General features: G+C 37.8%; 15 protein-coding genes. 4 read left to right on the top strand and 11 right to left on the bottom strand.

Features of this window, described 5'->3' with window-relative positions; translation table 11 throughout:
* Positions 1–463: 463 nt before the first annotated feature.
* Together CVT17_RS01665 and CVT17_RS01660 are read right to left on the bottom strand one after the other, a co-directional pair.
* A complete protein-coding gene (locus CVT17_RS01665; protein WP_107769766.1) occupies positions 464–1,624 on the bottom strand; it encodes a multidrug effflux MFS transporter in 1,161 nt (386 codons plus the stop codon).
* A gap of 428 nt (positions 1,625–2,052) precedes the next feature.
* On the bottom strand, positions 2,053–3,264 hold the full coding sequence (locus CVT17_RS01660; RefSeq protein WP_107858456.1) for a saccharopine dehydrogenase family protein: 1,212 nt from the start codon (positions 3,262–3,264) through the stop codon (positions 2,053–2,055).
* A gap of 95 nt (positions 3,265–3,359) precedes the next feature.
* On the opposite strand from CVT17_RS01660, the gene CVT17_RS01655 reads away from it, so the two are divergent.
* Positions 3,360–4,082 (top strand): tetratricopeptide repeat protein, encoded by a 723-nt coding sequence (locus CVT17_RS01655; RefSeq protein WP_107769768.1) that lies wholly within the window; start codon positions 3,360–3,362, stop codon positions 4,080–4,082.
* Here CVT17_RS01655 and CVT17_RS01650 read toward each other — a convergent pair.
* Complete coding sequence (locus tag CVT17_RS01650; RefSeq protein WP_107769769.1) at positions 4,075–4,716, bottom strand: non-canonical purine NTP pyrophosphatase; 642 nt, start codon at positions 4,714–4,716, stop codon at positions 4,075–4,077. The genes CVT17_RS01655 and CVT17_RS01650 overlap by 8 nt on opposite strands.
* A gap of 113 nt (positions 4,717–4,829) precedes the next feature.
* Between CVT17_RS01650 and CVT17_RS01645 the strand changes: the two genes are divergently transcribed.
* The gene (locus tag CVT17_RS01645; protein ID WP_107858455.1) at positions 4,830–6,131 is read left to right on the top strand and encodes an MFS transporter; all 1,302 of its coding nucleotides are present in this window, start codon (positions 4,830–4,832) and stop codon (positions 6,129–6,131) included.
* Positions 6,128–7,264: an NAD(P)/FAD-dependent oxidoreductase gene (locus CVT17_RS01640; RefSeq protein ID WP_107858454.1), complete on the top strand. Its 1,137-nt coding sequence runs from the start codon at positions 6,128–6,130 to the stop codon at positions 7,262–7,264. The genes CVT17_RS01645 and CVT17_RS01640 overlap by 4 nt, the downstream gene beginning before the upstream one ends.
* A gap of 247 nt (positions 7,265–7,511) precedes the next feature.
* Here the strand turns inward: CVT17_RS01640 and CVT17_RS01635 are convergent, their stop codons facing one another.
* The 6 genes from CVT17_RS01635 to CVT17_RS01610 all read right to left on the bottom strand — a co-directional run bounded on the left by CVT17_RS01635 (position 7,512) and on the right by CVT17_RS01610 (position 15,457).
* On the bottom strand, positions 7,512–8,150 hold the full coding sequence (locus CVT17_RS01635) for an HAD family hydrolase (protein WP_107769772.1): 639 nt from the start codon (positions 8,148–8,150) through the stop codon (positions 7,512–7,514).
* A 74-nt stretch (positions 8,151–8,224) separates the two neighbouring features.
* Positions 8,225–9,241: an OmpA family protein gene (locus CVT17_RS01630; protein ID WP_084041636.1), complete on the bottom strand. Its 1,017-nt coding sequence runs from the start codon at positions 9,239–9,241 to the stop codon at positions 8,225–8,227.
* 153 nt (positions 9,242–9,394) lie between these two features.
* A complete protein-coding gene (rpsI, locus tag CVT17_RS01625; RefSeq protein WP_021084780.1) occupies positions 9,395–9,784 on the bottom strand; it encodes a 30S ribosomal protein S9 in 390 nt (129 codons plus the stop codon).
* A 2-nt stretch (positions 9,785–9,786) separates the two neighbouring features.
* Positions 9,787–10,215: a 50S ribosomal protein L13 gene (gene rplM, locus CVT17_RS01620; RefSeq protein WP_002939292.1), complete on the bottom strand. Its 429-nt coding sequence runs from the start codon at positions 10,213–10,215 to the stop codon at positions 9,787–9,789.
* A gap of 80 nt (positions 10,216–10,295) precedes the next feature.
* Positions 10,296–13,115 (bottom strand): RecB-like helicase, encoded by a 2,820-nt coding sequence (locus CVT17_RS01615; RefSeq protein ID WP_107858453.1) that lies wholly within the window; start codon positions 13,113–13,115, stop codon positions 10,296–10,298.
* Complete coding sequence (locus tag CVT17_RS01610) at positions 13,112–15,457, bottom strand: PD-(D/E)XK nuclease family protein (protein ID WP_107858452.1); 2,346 nt, start codon at positions 15,455–15,457, stop codon at positions 13,112–13,114. Before CVT17_RS01610 ends, CVT17_RS01615 begins: the two co-directional genes overlap by 4 nt.
* A gap of 150 nt (positions 15,458–15,607) precedes the next feature.
* Here CVT17_RS01610 and CVT17_RS01605 point away from each other — a divergent pair, with 150 nt between their 5' ends.
* Positions 15,608–16,195: a flavin reductase gene (locus CVT17_RS01605; RefSeq protein ID WP_085657824.1), complete on the top strand. Its 588-nt coding sequence runs from the start codon at positions 15,608–15,610 to the stop codon at positions 16,193–16,195.
* Positions 16,196–16,312: 117 nt separating this feature from the next.
* On the opposite strand, the gene CVT17_RS01600 is transcribed toward CVT17_RS01605, so the two are convergent.
* Positions 16,313–16,783, bottom strand: a complete 471-nt coding sequence (locus tag CVT17_RS01600; RefSeq protein WP_107858451.1) for a FixH family protein — start codon at positions 16,781–16,783, stop codon at positions 16,313–16,315.
* Positions 16,776–17,345, bottom strand: coding sequence for a hypothetical protein (locus CVT17_RS01595; protein ID WP_107858450.1), 570 nt, complete (start codon positions 17,343–17,345; stop codon positions 16,776–16,778). The genes CVT17_RS01600 and CVT17_RS01595 overlap by 8 nt, the downstream gene beginning before the upstream one ends.
* Positions 17,346–17,420 lie beyond the last annotated feature (75 nt).

Below are 17,420 nucleotides of genomic sequence, written 5' to 3'. Positions count from 1 at the left end.
TTCGGCGCCAGCCAGTAAGTTAGCTTGCGCCGAAGTTACCTCTTTATCCTAGTTTCTTGCTCTGTGATACCGAAAAATCAAAGATGACGGATTTTTCATATAAAAAGCGGCAAGAATGCGAAATTTTACTTTAAAGATATCAAGCAAATCAGCATTCGCGAGATAGACGCCAAGCGCAAAATTAGCGTTTTAAATGTAAAATTTAAAAAAGGTGGGCTAGCATACGACCTCATGCAGCCTACTGGCGATGATAATGCCGTGATATACGACAAATACGAGCTATCCAAGCACGAGATTTTTAAAATTTAAAGCAGAAATTTGAGGCGCTAAGCGCGCAAAAAAAGCGAAAATAAGAAAAAGTAAAATTTGGCTAGGCCTGCCAGCGCTAAATTTGATTTTTGGCTTTGGCGACCGAAATTTTACAAATTTGACCAAAATTTGAGTCAAACCCGCAAGGCTAAATTTATTTATTAAAATACGCCGCGAGTGCGCTTAGCCAAACAAACAACGCTATTATCCAAGACATCGCCCACGGCGTAGCCGCAGAAAACGCCGCAAGCATCGCCGAGGAGAGGATGCCGCTGCCGTATTGCAGCGAGCCGATGAGCGCAGCGGCCGAGCCCTTCATCTCCTGCGGCACGCTATCAAGAGCGGCGGCATTGGAGCAAGAAGCTATAATGCCGTTCATGCTAAAAACGAAAAACATCGGGATTATCACGCCAAGAACGTCGCCCGTTTTGAAAAACGCAAACAGCACGCTGGCAGCAAGCGCGGCAACGAGCGCGGAGACTATGAGCAGGCGGTTTAGCGCATAGCGCTTTACCAGCTTTTTATTTACGAAACTTAGCGCCATGACGCCCACGATGTTTATGCCGAATAAAAATCCGTAGTATTTGCTAGGAATGCCGAAATAATCGATATATACAAACGACGAGCCAGTGATAAAGGCATAGGCGGCTACGTAGAAAAACGTCACGCTAAGAGTGTATCGCATAAATTTGGCGTCTTGCAATAATCTTAGATAGTTTCTAAAAGACGATACGATGGGCTTTGTGGAGCGCTTTTGCGGCGGCAAGGTCTCCGGTAGAGAAAAAATCATCGCAAACATAACCGCGCTAGCTAGCGCCATCAGCCAAAATATCCCGTGCCAAGAGCCAAATTCCAGTATCGCACCGCCCAATAACGGACCCGCTATCGGCGCTATTGCCATGATAATAACTAGCGTAGAGAGCATCTGTGCGGCCTGCGAGCTACCGAAAAGATCGCTAATCATCGCCCTGCTTAGCATCGGTCCTACGCACGCGCTCACGGCCTGAAACACGCGCCATAATACGACACTAGCCATAGTGTCTGACATCGCGCATCCTACTGATCCGGTCGCAAAGAGCGCCATACCGATAAAAAGCGGGATTTTACGCCCGATCCTATCGCTGATAGGCCCCCAGACGAGCTGCATGGTAGCAAAGCCGATCAAAAAGCCCGTTATCGTGAGCTCCGAGTCTCCGTGCAGCTGCCGCTCCATCGTAGGCATAGCGGGCAGATATACGTCCGTAGATAGCGATGTACATGCCATGAGCGCGCTTAGTACGACTAAAAAAGATAGTGAAGTTTTTGAGGAGTTCAAATTTTTCCTTTTGTTATTATTTGGGTGGGCGTAGAGTTTGCGCGACTGGAGATTGAGAGCTTTAAATTTACTCAAATTTGTTTTGATAGATTCTGCACGATTATAGCTAAATTTAAACGCTTTTCGATGTGGAAGCTTAAATTAAATTGATGCAAAATTTGAATGCAAGCGGTGCAAAATTTAAACTAGAAATTTAAATACGGTAGATCAAAGCGCGGTATTTTTGCCTTACTCAAGGCGGATTAAAATTTTACGACTGAGCAAGTAAAATTTAAGTTAGCAAAAATTTGAACAAAAAAGAACAAGGCGTAGTATTTTTTGCTTAGAGGAGGCGGTTTTAAATTTTGTGACTGGAGTTACCGAGTGGGTAATGACCGAGCAAAATTTAAAACCAACAAAGTATAAGTAGAAAAAGACAAGCCTTAAATTTAGACTTCATACCTCTCGCCGGGTTTCATTTCGATTATCTCCCACGGCAATCCCTGTTTATTTAGCTCGTCCATGAAAGGCTTGGCGTCGAAATTTTCCATGTTAAAGACGCCTTTTCCACTCCAGATGCCTTTTGCAACCATCATCGAGCCGATCATCGCAGGTACGCCCGTCGTGTAGCTCACCGCTTGCGCGCCCGTCTCGGCGAAGCAAGCCTCGTGGTCGCAGACGTTGTAGATATAGACCTGGCGCTCTTTGCCGTCTTTTAGGCCGCGGATCACGCAGCCGATGTTGGTTTTACCCTTCGTGCGAGGGCCGAGGCTTGCAGGATCAGGTAGCAAGGTCTTTAGAAACTGTATCGGCACGATTTTCACGCCGTTATGCTCGACCTCGTCTATGCGCAGCATCCCCACGTTTTCTAGACACTTCATGTGAGTTAGATAGCTCTGTCCGAAGGTCATGAAAAAGCGGATTCGCTTTAGCCCCTTGATGTTTTTAACAAGGCTTTCAAGTTCTTCGTGATAGAGCAGGTAGCTGTCCTTGACGCCGACTTTCGGATAGTCCCATTTGAACATTATTTCCATCGGCTCGGTCTCTTTCCACTCGCCGCGCTCCCAGTAGCGGCCCTTTGCGCTAACTTCGCGCAGGTTGATTTCGGGATTGAAATTCGTCGCGAACGGATATCCGTGATCGCCAGCGTTGCAGTCAAGGATGTCGATCTCGTGGATCTCATCAAATAAATTTTGCTGTGCATAGGCGCAAAATACGTTTGTCACGCCTGGGTCAAAGCCGCTTCCCAGCAGCGCCATCGTGTTTGCGGCTTTAAACTCGCCGTCTTTCGCCCACTGCAGCTTGTACTCAAATTTAGCGGTATCTGGATGCTCATAGTTTGCGGTGTCGATGTAGGGGATGCCGGCGCGAGAGCACGCATCCATGAGGGTTAGGTCTTGATACGGCAACGCGACGTTTAGCAGCAGCTCGGCACCCGTTTTTTTGATGAGAGCGACTACGGCGTCCGTATCGTCCGCGTCGATCTGTGCGGTGTCAATAGCCACACCTAGGCGGCCTTTGATAAATTTGGCGATCGAGTCGCACTTGCTTTTGGTGCGGCTAGCAAGGGTGATCTTACTAAAAACGTCCGCGTTCATCGCGCATTTTACGGTTGCGACTTGGCTCACGCCACCTGCTCCGATGATTAAGATATTTGACATTTTTGGCTCCTTAAAATTTTAGTGATTTTAGCAAAGTTAATATAAATTTCTCGCTTTAAAAGGTAAAATAAGGCAAAAATTTTAAAGGTAAAAACATGAAGAAAATTTTGCCATTTTTAGCGCCTATTTGCCTCTTTGCAAGTAGCTGTGACGAGCTAATACAAGAGAGTGTGAGGGAGTTTTATAAAAGCGATAGAAATTTGGAGAGAGCCATAAATTTAGCCGAGCAAGCGACTGATGTCTGCTTAAAAGAGGGCAACACCGAGCAGGCGATCACTTCGCTCATAAATAGCGCTAGCATTTGCATGGTAAATAAAGAGCCACAAAAGGCGTTAGAGCTCTCACAAAGAGCCCTAGAGCTTGCGGCAAACGTTAGCGACAAGCTGCTACTAGCTCGCTCTTATCATAGCCTAGGTGCGGCACAAAAGGCGCTAGGCAGATACGACGAAGCGCTTGCTAATTTTCAAGAAGCTCTAAAAATTTATGACGATGCGCCAGATGCTCCAATGCACGACGAGTTAGTCTGCATAAAAGGCATCGCTAGTGCCTACTACCTAAAAAACGACTTTGACAAAGCCCACGACAACCACCTTTTAGCGCTAAATTTACTTGATATTACGCCGGAGTTAAGTGGCAACGAGCTTGTGCGATCAGAGCTTTTAGTAGAGCTTGCTAACGACCTAGCAAAGCTTAATCAAAAGGACGAAGCTACCCAAAACTACAAAAAAGTGCTTGAAATTTTAAATGGAAAAAAGCAAAATCCTCGCGCACGGGATCTTTTAGAGAGAGCTAACAAAGGGCTAAATGGGCTTAACTAAAGTTTTTCTTTAGGCTCTTTAGCACAAAATTTGCAAGTTCAAGCCCCTTTGAGCGGTGAGAAATTTTAAGCTTCGTCTCATTATCTAGCTCACCAAGCGTTTTAGTAAAGCCATCTGGGATAAAGAGCGCGTCGTAGCCAAAACCATTTGTGCCACGCTCCTCATTTACCGCCTTGCCATACATAAAGCCATGCGTCGTGTAGTCGCCAAATTTCGAGCTAATAGCGATACAGGCAGTATAGTGAGCTGGTGAACTCTCTAAATTTAGCGCCTTTAGCTTGCTAATTAACTTTGCTCTGTTGTTTGCGTCATTTGCGTTTTTACCGCATACTTTGCCATTTTCATCAAGGTCAAAATAACGAGCTGAGTAGATCCCTGGCTCACCGCCAAGTGCATCCACGCTGATGCCACTATCATCGCTAAGAGCTATAAGCTCATTATCAAGCCCCTGCTCTTTAAGCTTTGCAAAAACAGCCTTTGACTTTATGAGTGCATTTTGCTGAAAAGTGCTACCATCTTCAACGATCTCAAATGGCTTTACAACCTCGCTTAAAGCGTAAATTTCATAGCCTTTTAAAAACTCTTTTATCTCTTTTACTTTGTCTAAATTTGATGTCGCAAGCACGATCTTCATTGCAAGAGCTCCTTGATTTTTGGGCGTATTTTACAAAAAAGTAGATTAAATTTTTAAATTTAAATTAGCGTTAAAATGATAAACTTAGTCCTTTTAAAAATAAGGAAAATTTTATGTTAAAAAGCGTTTTACCACTATCTTTTATCATAGCAAGTAGATTTTTAGGTCTTTTTATAGTTTTGCCAGTGCTTAGCCTTTATGCCTTAAATTTACGCGGAGCAAACGAGTTTTTAGTAGGGCTAATAGTAGGCGTCTATGCGATCTCTCAGATGATATTTCAAGTACCTTTTGGAGCACTCTCGGATAGGATAGGACGCAAAAAAACATTAACAATCGGACTTTTGGTTTTTATCATCGGCTCAATAATTTGTGCACATACAAGCGATATTTTTACCATGCTATTTGGTAGATTTTTACAAGGTGTAGGTGCTATCGGAGCAGTTGCAACTGCGATGATAAGTGACTATATAACAGAAGAAAAACGCTCAAAAGCTATGGCGATAATGGGCGCTTTTATAGGGCTTAGTTTCACACTTTCTATGGTGCTTGGGCCACTTCTTGCCAAAGACTACGGACTTTCAAGTCTCTTTTACCTAAGTGCCGCTCTTAGCCTACTTTGCATTGTACTTCTTTACACCGTTGTGCCAAAAGAGATAAAAGTGAGTGCCAAAAGTGAAAAAGTGCCATTTGGTAAGCTGTTTTTACAAAAAGACTACATGATCATAAATTTCACCTCTTTTATGCAAAAGATGCTAGCAAGTATCGCATTTTTGGTGATCCCTATCGTTTTGGTAAAAGAGTATGGTTACGAAAGTAGCGAGCTTTACAAGGTCTATACACTTGGCGCCGTGCTTGGCTTTTTGGCTATGGGGCTAGCTGGCGCCCTTGGCGATGGCAAGGGACTTAGCAAGGTCATCTTGATAGCTGGTACGCTACTTTTTGCCCTAACCTACACTATTTTTGCCATTAGCTTTACACTTTTTATCTTCGTTTTGGGAGTTGCTATATTTTTTATAGGATTTAACCTTCACGAGCCCATTATGCAATCAACTGCAACAAAATTTGTAAAATCCTCACAAAAAGGCTCAGCCCTTGGTGTATTTAATTCATTTGGCTATCTAGGAAGCTTTGTTGGAGGTGCGTTTGGTGGGTATATCTTGCACGCCTTTGGCTTTAAAGTACTCGCCATCATCTGCGTGGTGCTTTGCGTGATCTGGCTTGTTTTACTCTTTAGCCTAAGCGATCCAAGAATTTTTAAAAATATCTATCTAAACCCTGAAGTAAGCTTAAATTTAGAGTTACTAAATAGCCAAAAAGGTGTAGTCGATTATTACAAAAACGAGAAAAATCAAGTGATAAAATTTGACTCTCGCCTTACAAGCGAGGCTGCTTTAAAAGAGAGCTTGAAGCTTTGATCTACGACGTCATCATTATTGGCGCTGGTGCTAGTGGACTATTTTTAGGAGCAAATTTAAAGGGTAAAAAGGTTGCCATCTTAGAGAAAAATAGCAGCGCTGGCAAAAAGATCCTAGCAAGCGGTGGTGGCAGATGCAACATCACAAATCACTTCATAAGCGCTAAAAACTATCTTGGCGAGCAAAAATTTATAGAACAAATTTTAAAAGTGCTGACTCCAGATCAAGTTTTAAAATTTTTTAGCGAGCTTAAATTTAGTGAGGAAAAGCAAAATCAGTTTTTCTGCGATAGCGGCGCAAAGAGCGTCTTGAGCGTACTTTTAAAAAGACAAAATGCAGATATTTTTTATAACAAAGAAGTTCTTGGCGCTAAAAAAATAGATGAAATTTTTGAAATTTCAACCAAAAGTGAGAAATTTAGAGCTAGAAATTTAGTCATTGCAAGTGGAGGACTAAGCTACAAAGCCCTTGGCGCAAGTGACATTGGCTATAAAATAGCAAATAATTTTGGCATTGAAATCTCAGCTCTTGCGCCTGCACTTGTTGGATTTAGCGTGCAAAAGGATGAGTTTTGGTTTAAAGAGCTTAGTGGCGTCAGCCTAAACGCGGACGTAAAGATAAATAGCAAAAACGAGAGTCATAAATTTAGTGGCAATTTGCTTTTTACACATAGGGGCATAAGCGGACCAGCGGTACTAAACGCCTCTCTATTTTGGCAAAAGGGGCGAATTTGCATAAATTTTTTACCCAAATTTAGTGAGAAAAATTTAATAGATGGTAAAAAGCAGTTTAGCTCGGTTTTGCCCTTGCCAAAAAGGTTTGTGCTAGAGTTTTTAAGAAATTTTGGCTTAAAAGACAGAGCTTTTTATGAATTTAGCGATAATGAGAGACAAATCATAAAAAGGCTTTTTGCTTATGAATTTGCCCCAGCTGGGACATTTGGCTTTGAAAGAGCGGAAGTTACAAAAGGTGGCGTAAAGAGTGAATTTTTAGATAAAAATTTACAAGCTTATAACGTTAAGGGGCTTTATTTTGTTGGTGAAGTCTTGGACATCACTGGCATGCTTGGCGGATATAACTTACATTTTGCATTTGCAAGCGCTCTAAAGGTGGCTAGGGTCTTAAATCTATGATCTCCTAAAATTAGCTAATTTTAGATAAATTTTATATTTTAAATAAGATAAAATTACCATGAAAGTAGCGTTTTTAAGCAAATTTATTTAGAGTAATTTAGATGTTAAAAATTCATAATAAATATTTTTAAAAAGATTTTGTACCAAACAAAGGTAATAAATTTTTGGAGTAAATTTTATAGCTAAGCAAGCTAAACATTAGGTTGAATTTAATTTAAAGTATAAGTAGTTTAGGAGTATTAGATTATTAAACCTCTTTTATAAAGCCAACGGCTTCAAATGGGTTTGAGAAAATATGTTTACTAAATTTCTCCAAATCACTCTTTTGACCATATCCACAAGTTAGACCTACGCCTGTAATAAAAGCAGCTTGTGCAGCCATTAGATCCATAATGGTATCGCCTACCATAAATGCATTATTTTTATCTTTATTAAGTCTAGTTAAAGCCAAATTTATTGGCTCTGGATTTGGTTTTGGATTAGTAACATCATCTCTTCCAATAACAGTTTTTATATATTTCATAACCCCTAAATGCTCAAGCAAGATAATAGAAAATTTTGAAGTTTTCGTAGTAACTATACCCACATCAGCAAAGCTACTTGCCTCCTTCAATGCTTCATTTGCATAATCTAAGAGTACTGTCTCATCAAGATAAATTTTTTCGTAGCAAGCTTTATATTCTTTTATATAGCTATCAATTAAATTTTTGCTTGCACCAAGTCTTTCAAACATTATTTCAAGCGGATGACCAACCAAAGACTTTAATGCATTATGGTCTGGCTCTTTTTTACCATGGGATAAGAAAGCTCTATCAAATCCTTTTAAAATAGCAGAAGTTGAATCAATAAGCGTACCGTCCAAATCAAAAAGTATGGTTTTTTTCATCATTTTCTCCGTAGAAATAAAAAAGGGCCTAGCCGAAGCTAAGCCCCTAAAAGAAGTAACTTTAAATAATAAGATTATTTATTGAAAGTAGCTTCAACGCGTCTATTTTGAGCGCGGCCTTCTTTAGTTTTATTTGTAGCAATTGGTTTAAGCTCACCGTAACCAACTGTTGAAATTTTATCCTCACTTACACCATAGCCAGCAAGAACATCAGCTACTGCTTTTGCTCTTTTCTCAGATAGTTTTTGGTTATAAGCTTCTGCGCCTACGCTATCAGTGTGACCAGCAAGTACAACTTTATAATCTGGGTGTTCGCCCATAAAGTCAGCTACTTTTTTGATCTCAGCAGCATATTTTGGTCCAACTTTATAGCTATCAAATGCAAAGTTAACATCTAAATCTCTAAGAACGATAACTTTTTCGCATCCTCTTTCATCAACAACAACGCCAGCTGGAGTGTTAGGGCATTGATCTATATCGTTTGGCACGCCATCATTATCATCATCAAGAACTGGAGTTGCTGCTGGAGTTGCTGCTGCAACTGGAGCTGCTGCCACAACTGGAGCTGCTTTTGAATCAAGACCGATACCAAAGCCTAGTGAATAGAATAGGTTATGATCAGCATGTTCAAATTTGATAGCGTCTCTTGCTTCTGCTTTAAGAGCAAATCTATCAGTTACTTGATATCTTAAGCCAAAACCATATTGGCCAAAACCGCCATCTTCATTTTTAACAAAAATAGCTGGAACATCTTCATATCCAGCGCCAACTAAGCCATATAGACTAACTGGTCCAAAATCAACTATATCTTTTACAAGATTCGCATGATATCTAAGGACTCTTCCTTCTCTTGTTAAGCTACCTGTTTTTTCTTTTGCTTTTTGAGTGTAATCAACACCAAGTTCTACTTGATCAAAGAAAAAATCTTCAAGATTTCTAGCAGCTCTAACACCAACGAAGTTGTGGTCTTTTACACGTAAATTTCCCTCTGGGTGAACGCCACCAATAGTTGGAGTAACTTCATAATTATATGCTGCGTTAGACGCAAAAACCGCTGTTGCGGCAACCATAGCTAAAGCAATCTTTTTCATATTTAGAATTCCTTTCTTAGGATTTATCTTAAAGTGGTTACATTTTAACTGAATAAAATTTAACCGACTCTAAATCATAATTTAATTAATAATGTAAATTTGAAATTTACACAACTTAAATTTTGCAAATGCAAAAGCACTTGCAAAAACTCATTAACGTTTAGAGAATTGTGGGCTTCTTCTTGCCTTTCTTCTACCAAATTTCTTACGTTCAACAACACGAGAATCTCTAGTTAATAAGCCTTTTGGTTTAAGTGCTGCTCTAAAATCAGCATCCATATCAGCTAAAGCACGTGAAATACCGTGTCTTAAAGCCTCTGCTTGTGCTGAATAACCACCACCTAAAGTTGTGGCTACTACATCTATTAAACTCTCTTGTTTTGTTACTAAAAGTGGCTGAATTACTTTAAGCTTTATAGCTTCATGTCCGCCAAGCCAAGTATTAAGGTCCATACCATTTACTACGATTTTACCGCTTCCAGCTTTTATCCAAACCTTTGCTACGGCAGTTTTTCTTTTACCAGTTGCATAAACTTTTGCCATAATTATTTTCCTTCTTTTTTAGCTATTTGTGCCGTATGAGGATGCTCACTGCCAGCATAAACTTTTAGTTTTTTTATCATCTCTCTTCCAAGTTTAGTTTTTGGAAGCATTCCACGAACAGCTAATTTAAATAGTTTTTCTGGCTTATTTGCTATCAAATCGCCAAATTTTTCACTCTTTACGCTACCAAAATATCCTGAGTGTCTGTGATAAAGTTTGTCTTCAGCCTTGTTATTACCAGTAAATTCTACTTTTGAAGCATTTATGATGATAACATAGTCGCCACAATCTACGTTTGGCGTGAAGCATGGTTTGTTTTTGCCACGAAGTATAGTTGCTACCTCAGTTAGCAATCTACCAAAACGTTTACCAGCTGCATCAACAACGATCCAGTCTCGTTTAACTTCGTTTGGCTTTGTTATTTTTGTCATTTTCTTACCTTTGCCAAGTTAATTTTTGAGTTGTGATTGTATTTAAACAATGCTTTTATAAAGCTTAAATTAAGTAGCATTTAAACTTCAATATATGAAATTTTTCCATCAAGAGCGTAGAAGATGACGGCGATTATACTATGCTTTGGATAAAATTTACTTAATGCCTCTTTGTATTCTCCAACTTGTTTTTTATTTTCCTCGATATTTTTATCGGTCGTTTTATAGTCAATCACGCAAATTTCGCTCTCTCCAATACAAAATAAGTCCATCTGTTTTAGTTCATTTTTTACTTTAAATGGCTGCTCTTTGTAAATTTCTTTATCTTTTATGCACTCTATAAATTTTGGCTCATTTATTAGCATTTTTGCCCGTTTAAAGGCATCTTCGAGCCTATCAGGTGAGAGAAATTTGTAAAATTTATTTAGCATTAAACTCTTGGCTTTTAAAAGCGAATTTTTATCAAATTTCTCACTCATCTCAAGCAAATAGTGAAACGCTAAGCCAAAATAGATTGCCTCTAAATTTTTACCGCTCGTTTTTTGCTCTCTTGCTTCTACCTCTTGTCTTTCTATCTTTAAAATTTCAGGCATTTTTTCATCTTTTATAGCTTCTTTTTGCTCGCTCTTGCTAGGTAAAATTTTGCCAAAGCTAAACTCTTTTAGATCAAGATAGTCGCTTACTTCGCTTTTATCACTTCTAGTATAAAAAGAAAAAAAGCTAGGGCTATTTCCACTTGGAGCGGCTTGTTTAATGATAATAAGCGACTTTGTAGCCCTAGTGAAAGCAACGTAAATTTTATTGATATTTTCTTGCTTCTCAAGCTCTTTTATTTGCTCTAACACGCCAGCATACTCAGGATCAAAATTTTCTCTACCAGAAATTCTACTTTTTACTATCCACTCGCCTTTTTCGCTATATTCTGTTATGAAGCTTGAGTCATCGCCCCTGCCCTTGCTCATCATATCACAAACTATCACGTGAGCAAACTCGAGCCCTTTTGACTTATGAACAGTCATTATCTTTACGCCGTCAGCATTTTTAGGACTGATTTTAGAGCTGAAATTTTCAAGATTAAAGATAAAATCGCTTAAATTTTTATAGCCACTACTTAGCTCAAAAAGCCTTAAAATATCAACATCAGCCATATTTATATATAAATTTTTTGCTAGATAAAATAGGCTTTCTGTCGCGCTATCTTCAGCTTTTATTTTTAATTTTTTAGGATTTGTATTTACGAGTGCTTTTACATTTTTTTCATAAATTTCTTCACTAAAAAGACAAAATTTCGCATACTCGATGATCGCTGCAACAAATGGCGTTCGCTTTAGCTCCAAGGTGCCTTCATTTACGCTTTTTATCCCCTCACTGCTAAGCACCTCTGAGATAAGACTGATGTCACTATTTTTCCAGCAAAGCACAGTTATCTCACTTGCATTTACGCCAGCTGCAAGTAGCTCTTTTACTTGTGAAACGACTACACCCGCGATATCTTCGTAACTTAGCACACGTAAGTAGCCATAGTCATCTTCCTTGACCTCAAAATAAGGACACTCGCCACTTACTTTATAGCTTAGTTCCTTATCTTTTTTAGCTGGATCTTGTGGCTCAAAACTAAGCCCATATCTATGATAAATTTCTTCAAAAATAGCGTTATTAAATTTCACTAAAGCCTTTAAACTACGGTAGTTACTTGGTAAATTTTCTATATCTATCTGACTAAAATCATCTCCAAGCTTATCAAAAAGCTCTTTTTTACCGCCCCTAAATTTATAGATACTTTGCTTCGTATCTCCAACGTAAAAGAAGCTTCCAAGTCCGTTTTGTCCGTATCCTGAAACGATTTCATTGATAATTGGCAAGATGATCTCATATTGGATCACATTTGTATCTTGGAACTCATCTATCAAAAGGTGATTTATGCGGCCATCAAGCCTGAAATAAAGCACATCTTTATCAAAATTTTCAACCAAAAGCTTAAAGACCAGCTTATTTATATCAGCAAAACTTAAAGCATTTATCTCTTTATTTAGCTCTAAATTTGAGTATTTATAAACGTTTAAGAGCTTGCTAAAACCGCTAAGTCTGTATCTTTCGACCTCCAAAATATACTCTTTTGCCGCCTCTTTTAGCTCGTTAAAGAGCCTATCAAGCTCACTTGTATAAATTTTGCTAAAAGTGCGGTAATCTAGGCTCTCTCTTTCAAAGACCTTATTTTTAAAAAGCTCAAACAAATTCTGCTCTTTAAATGTCTTTTTGGCCGTATCGCTAGCACCATTTTGCAAGGCTATATGCTCATTTATATCTTTTTGCGCTGCTCTTACCTTGCTATCATCTGGATAGCTTGCGCCACTATCTTTTAGCTCACCGCCAAAGCTCTCATAAAATTTAGCCAAAGTCTGCGAAAAACTCGCCTCTTTCTGGCTTGAGATTATCATCATGAGTGCAAGCTCACTAAGAAGCTTTTGATCTTTACTTACCTCTTTTACAAATTTTTTCCACGCCAGGTCTTGCAGACTATCTTGCACGCTGTAATCAGGACTAAGTCCTAAATTTTGACTAAATTTCTTTAGAATTCCAGAGAAAAATGCATCAAATGTATAAATTTTTAGCTCACTTTGCAAAAACCTATCAAGCTTCTCATCGCGTCTTTTTATGACCTCATCTTGGCTCAAACTAAGCTCTTTGCAAAGCTTTTCAAGCTCGTCCTTTTTGTTTTGCAAGTCCAAAAAAGTTGTGATTATGCGCTCTTTCATCTCATTGGCCGCTTTTTTGGTGAAGGTTAGAGCGATGATCTCGTTTATATTTTCGCCTCTAAGCACCAAAGCGATATAACGAACGCTTAAAGCGAATGTTTTTCCGCTTCCAGCACTTGCTTTTAGGGCTAAAAAATCTTTCATAACTCTCTCCTACAAAGTATGGCATACTCGCAAAATTTACAAGCTCCGCTCTTTCTTTCAAAATTTATCTTAGTGTTATTTATACTCTTTAGATTTTCTATCTCGGCCTTTAGATCATCCACGCTTTTTTTTGAGCTAATAAGCACAGGTTCATTTTTTAGAGCAAAGTAAGCACTTTTTACCTCGCTACCGTAAAGTGCTTCATAAAATGCAAGCTGAAGCGAGTTCGCATTTGCATCACCAGTTTTATAATCAAGTATAAAAGGTTCGCCATCAGGGCTAGCATCGATCCTATCGATAATGCCTTTTATCTTTACATCACAAAAACTGCTCTCTATATCTTTTTCACACTCAAGCACCCTAAAGCCAGCACTTAAACGTTCATTTTCAAACTCTGTGTATTCTTTAAATTTCTGCGACCAAATCTCAAGCTCAAGCGAAGAAAAATCTTGCTTTGCAAGTATTTCTTTAAAAATAGCCAAATCAAATATATTTTTTTGTCTATAAAAATCACTTGTGTAGTACTCATAAAGCGCCTTGTGTACGCTATTTCCTTGCTTAGATCCTGGCTCAGTTGCTATTGCTTTTGCTCCTTTTATACCAGCTATCTTTGCATAATAATACTTTCTTGGGCAAGTTAGAAATAAATTTAGTGTCGAAAATGATAGCGGTTTAGTGAAAAAATCATGCTCCAAAATGATCTCATCATCGCTTAAATTTAGGCCTGTATTTCCTTTTAAAAATAATTTTAAATACGCCTCGTCACTAAATTTCTCATCTTTTATTGTTTTGAAATTTTTTAAAAATCTTGAAGGAATACTCTCTTCGTTTAAAACACAGCTTATGGCGACCTTTTTGGCATTGTTTATAAGACTTTCATAGTAAAATCTCTGCAAATTTTCACGCTCAAGGTAGCTTATAAGCCCTGCTTTTTGCCTCACTTTCGAGTTTAAAAACATCTCGTTTGTGCTTCTTGCTGGGATGAAGTTATCATTAAAATCAACTATGATCACACCATCAAATTTCATTCCACGGCTCTCTAGCATGCCCATGACACTGATCTTTCCACCACCCACATCATCGATGCTAAGGCGCGAGATATTTAGTAAGAAAATTTCACTTAACTGCTTTAAGCTAAAGCTAAAATACCTACATAAATTCTCGATCCTAAAAAGCTCAAGCGCAAGCTTCTCTTCGCATCTTGGCTCACTTTCAAGCACCAAAAGCTCGTCTATTAGCTCTTTAAATTTAGCAAAATCGCAAAGATCAAAGTAGCTTGATTTAAATTTATTAAAAAGCTCTTCACTTACGCCAAGCGTGCTCAAGATAAAGCCAAGCTCCTCGTAGCTCTCACACTTGCTTTGATCAAAAACCGGCCTTGCCTCTTCATTGATCGCTCTTGAGATGTAGTAAAGCGTCTCATAAAATTTTGTATCTTTAAAGCTCTCGCCCATAGCGTAGTTAAAAATTTTATTGCTATCATGAAGCCTTAAAATTTCACTAAAACTCTCATCTGGCAATATAACAGCGATGTTTTCAGGCTTTATGCCCTCACGCACAAACTCGCTCGCCTTTGCCATAGCGTAGGCACATTGCAGGCTTCTAGTGGCAAATCGCTTCTCTAAAACTGGCTCAAATTTTTTGATATTTTCTAAGCAAATTAGCTCATTTGTCTTTAAATCTAGCTCATATTTTTTGTAATTTTCAATCTCGCTAATAGCTGAAATTTGCTTTATTTTATTGATTAGCTTTGTATTGAAAACACTAGTTTGAAAGATAATTTTTAGCGTAGTTAGCTTTGATATTTTCTCTAAAATTTCCCACTCAAATTCGCTTAAAATTCCATCTATGTGTAGTGAAATTTTACTAAAGCTTCTGATATAGCCTTCATTAATGGAGTAAATTTTTGGCAAGGTTATATCATCGTAGAGATTTTCTCTATCAAGCAAGCTCTCATACTCTTTTAAAACCTCTTCAAGTATGTTTAAATGCTCCTCAAAGTTAGCGTAAATATCGTTAAATTTGATCTCAGCAATACTCTTTTTACTAATAGCTAGCTCTTTAAAAAATGAAAAAAGATAGTCATTATTTTTCAAAAATTCAAAAAACTCAGTTGGAATTTTAAGAACCGAGTTTGCCTTTTTGACGCTAGCACAGGCTCTATTCATAAGCACTAAAGCATAGGTGCTATCAATCTCAAACCTACCATCTACATAAACTATCTTTTTATAAAACTCAGCAATACTTAGGCTTTTTGGGATTAGCTCATCATTAAAACTTGCATTAAATTCACGAATCTTACGCGAGTTCGTAAAGACAAAAAGTTGGTTTAGGTTATGCATTTTTCTCTCTTAAATTTTTAAGCAATGATAGCTAAATGCTTATAAAAGAGCGCTTTTTACGCTTAGCCAAAGCTTTAAATTTTCATCTAAATACATTAAAATTTTAAGCCTTAAAGAGCCAAAAGCTACAATCACAAAAAAGGAGCAAAAATGCATAAAGAGTTAAACAGACAAGGTTTTTACTACGGCTTTCCGGTTTTGCTAGCCACCACAAAAGATAAAAATGCAAACGATGATATCACGGTGCTTTCATCTTCTTGGACATTGGGGAACACAGTAGTGCTTGGCATAGGTATTGAAAATCAAGGCTTTAAAAATATCAAAAATGGTTCAGATATCACGCTAAATTTATGTGATGAAAGCCTACTAGAAGCTGTGCAAAAAATGGAAAAACTAACTGGCGATAGTAACGTACCAGAAGAAAAAAAGAATCTTGGCTACACCTACGAGCACGACAAATTTAAGGTGGCAAATCTCAGCAAAGAGCCTGGCATAAATGCAAAAACCGTCAGGATAAAAGAGTGCAAGATACAGATAGAAACGGTTGTAGAAAAGATAGAGTTAAAAGAGTGGTTTAGCATCGTTACTTGTAAGATTACAGGCATTTTTGTAGATGAAAATTTACTAAAAGATGAAAAGATAGACACGCAAAAATGGCATCCATTAATCTATAAATTTAAAGAATATGTCGGCACTTGCGAGCGTTTGGGATTAAATTTTGGATTTAAAGAGATTTGATTTATAGTTTTATTTGATAAAAACTTAGTATTTTAGTTTTAGCCAAAAAGATTAGTTTGTTAAAATTTAAGCCCAGCTTTGAGATCTTTCTCAGATGCCAAAGCTGCGATTTTAAGATCATTTTGTGACATTAAGATCAAATTTATAATACCTTGTATCATTGGTGTCACTTAGCCTTAAAAGTAGCTGCCACCTGCCTTCTTTTAGACTTGTTTCTTCGCTTACTAGATCATTTTCTTGCCATGAAGCTCTTAAAATTTTATTTTCTTTATTTGTCTGTGGGCGAGTAAGTAAAATTTCATATTTTAAAGCTGAAATTTCTCCTTTTTTTGGAGTTAGATGAAATTTAAGCTTAGCATTTAAGGCGTTAAAATTTGGCTCAAATTTTAGATCAAATTTCTCATCGAAGCGTTTTTCACTCTCTTTGATAAAGGTTATATTTTCATCGACATTTTGGTAGCTTTGCATATAGGAGCTATCCATCTCGACTGGATGTTTTAGTGCTATAATGATCGTTACTGCACAAGCGATAATGATAGCAATGAAGCTAAGCACAATAGCATAAGGCCAAAAGGTTTTTTTATCCATTTTTTACCTTTTTATAAAAGACAACAATTACAAAAAATGCAACCAAACCATAGATGAAAAATCTTAAAAAATTTAATGTAGTTTTGTTTGAATTTCCAACACTACTTTCAAGCTGTAAATTTAAGCTAGATGCGATTTGCTCGGCAATATCAGCGTAGCCATTTAATATAGCAGCATTATAGACATCTTTGCCATTTTTAGAAACCAAAATAGGAATTATCGTTCCTGATTCTGGATTTACGCTTAAAATTTGTTCTTTATTAAAAAGCTTTGAAGTATTAGCATCGGCAAAAATTTCTACTTTCTTTTTATCCTTTATAAGCAGCAAAAAAGCATAAGGTGAGCTAAGGTTTTGCTCTTTAAAAAGAGCTTCTAGCTCACCATCTTTATATATACCGACTGCTAAATTTATACCGCTTTTTGCGTAAAGCTCACTGCCGATCTCATTTAGCTTTACACTTACTTTTTGGCTTAGGATTTCATCATTATTTATCACAAAATTTGCTCCCAAAGCCAAACTTTGTGAGAGCAAAAATATAAAAATGAGTATAAATTTTCTCACACCTAGCCTACAAAAAGGTGGTTTGATGTAAGCACTGACCACGCACAAATAGCTCCTGCAACAACTATCAGCAAG

It is taken from the genome of Campylobacter concisus (assembly GCF_003048775.2).
Classification (GTDB): Bacteria; Campylobacterota; Campylobacteria; order Campylobacterales; family Campylobacteraceae; genus Campylobacter_A; species Campylobacter_A concisus_I.
The sequence above is the reverse complement of the archived record's forward strand: the minus strand, read 5'-3'. Positions and strand labels throughout refer to the sequence as shown.

What these genes read in the sequence shown, in the direction of transcription:
- CVT17_RS01660 (WP_107858456.1), bottom strand. Translation starts at nt 3,264, where the DNA reads ATGTCAAATATCTTAATCATCGGAGCAGGTGGCGTGAGCCAAGTCGCA.
- CVT17_RS01655 (WP_107769768.1), top strand. Translation starts at nt 3,360, where the DNA reads ATGAAGAAAATTTTGCCATTTTTAGCGCCTATTTGCCTCTTTGCAAGT.
- CVT17_RS01650 (WP_107769769.1), bottom strand. Translation starts at nt 4,716, where the DNA reads ATGAAGATCGTGCTTGCGACATCAAATTTAGACAAAGTAAAAGAGATA.
- CVT17_RS01645 (WP_107858455.1), top strand. Translation starts at nt 4,830, where the DNA reads ATGTTAAAAAGCGTTTTACCACTATCTTTTATCATAGCAAGTAGATTT.
- CVT17_RS01635 (WP_107769772.1), bottom strand. Translation starts at nt 8,150, where the DNA reads ATGAAAAAAACCATACTTTTTGATTTGGACGGTACGCTTATTGATTCA.
- CVT17_RS01630 (WP_084041636.1), bottom strand. Translation starts at nt 9,241, where the DNA reads ATGAAAAAGATTGCTTTAGCTATGGTTGCCGCAACAGCGGTTTTTGCG.
- rpsI (WP_021084780.1), bottom strand. Translation starts at nt 9,784, where the DNA reads ATGGCAAAAGTTTATGCAACTGGTAAAAGAAAAACTGCCGTAGCAAAG.
- rplM (WP_002939292.1), bottom strand. Translation starts at nt 10,215, where the DNA reads ATGACAAAAATAACAAAGCCAAACGAAGTTAAACGAGACTGGATCGTT.
- CVT17_RS01615 (WP_107858453.1), bottom strand. Translation starts at nt 13,115, where the DNA reads ATGAAAGATTTTTTAGCCCTAAAAGCAAGTGCTGGAAGCGGAAAAACA.
- CVT17_RS01610 (WP_107858452.1), bottom strand. Translation starts at nt 15,457, where the DNA reads ATGCATAACCTAAACCAACTTTTTGTCTTTACGAACTCGCGTAAGATT.
- CVT17_RS01605 (WP_085657824.1), top strand. Translation starts at nt 15,608, where the DNA reads ATGCATAAAGAGTTAAACAGACAAGGTTTTTACTACGGCTTTCCGGTT.
- CVT17_RS01600 (WP_107858451.1), bottom strand. Translation starts at nt 16,783, where the DNA reads ATGGATAAAAAAACCTTTTGGCCTTATGCTATTGTGCTTAGCTTCATT.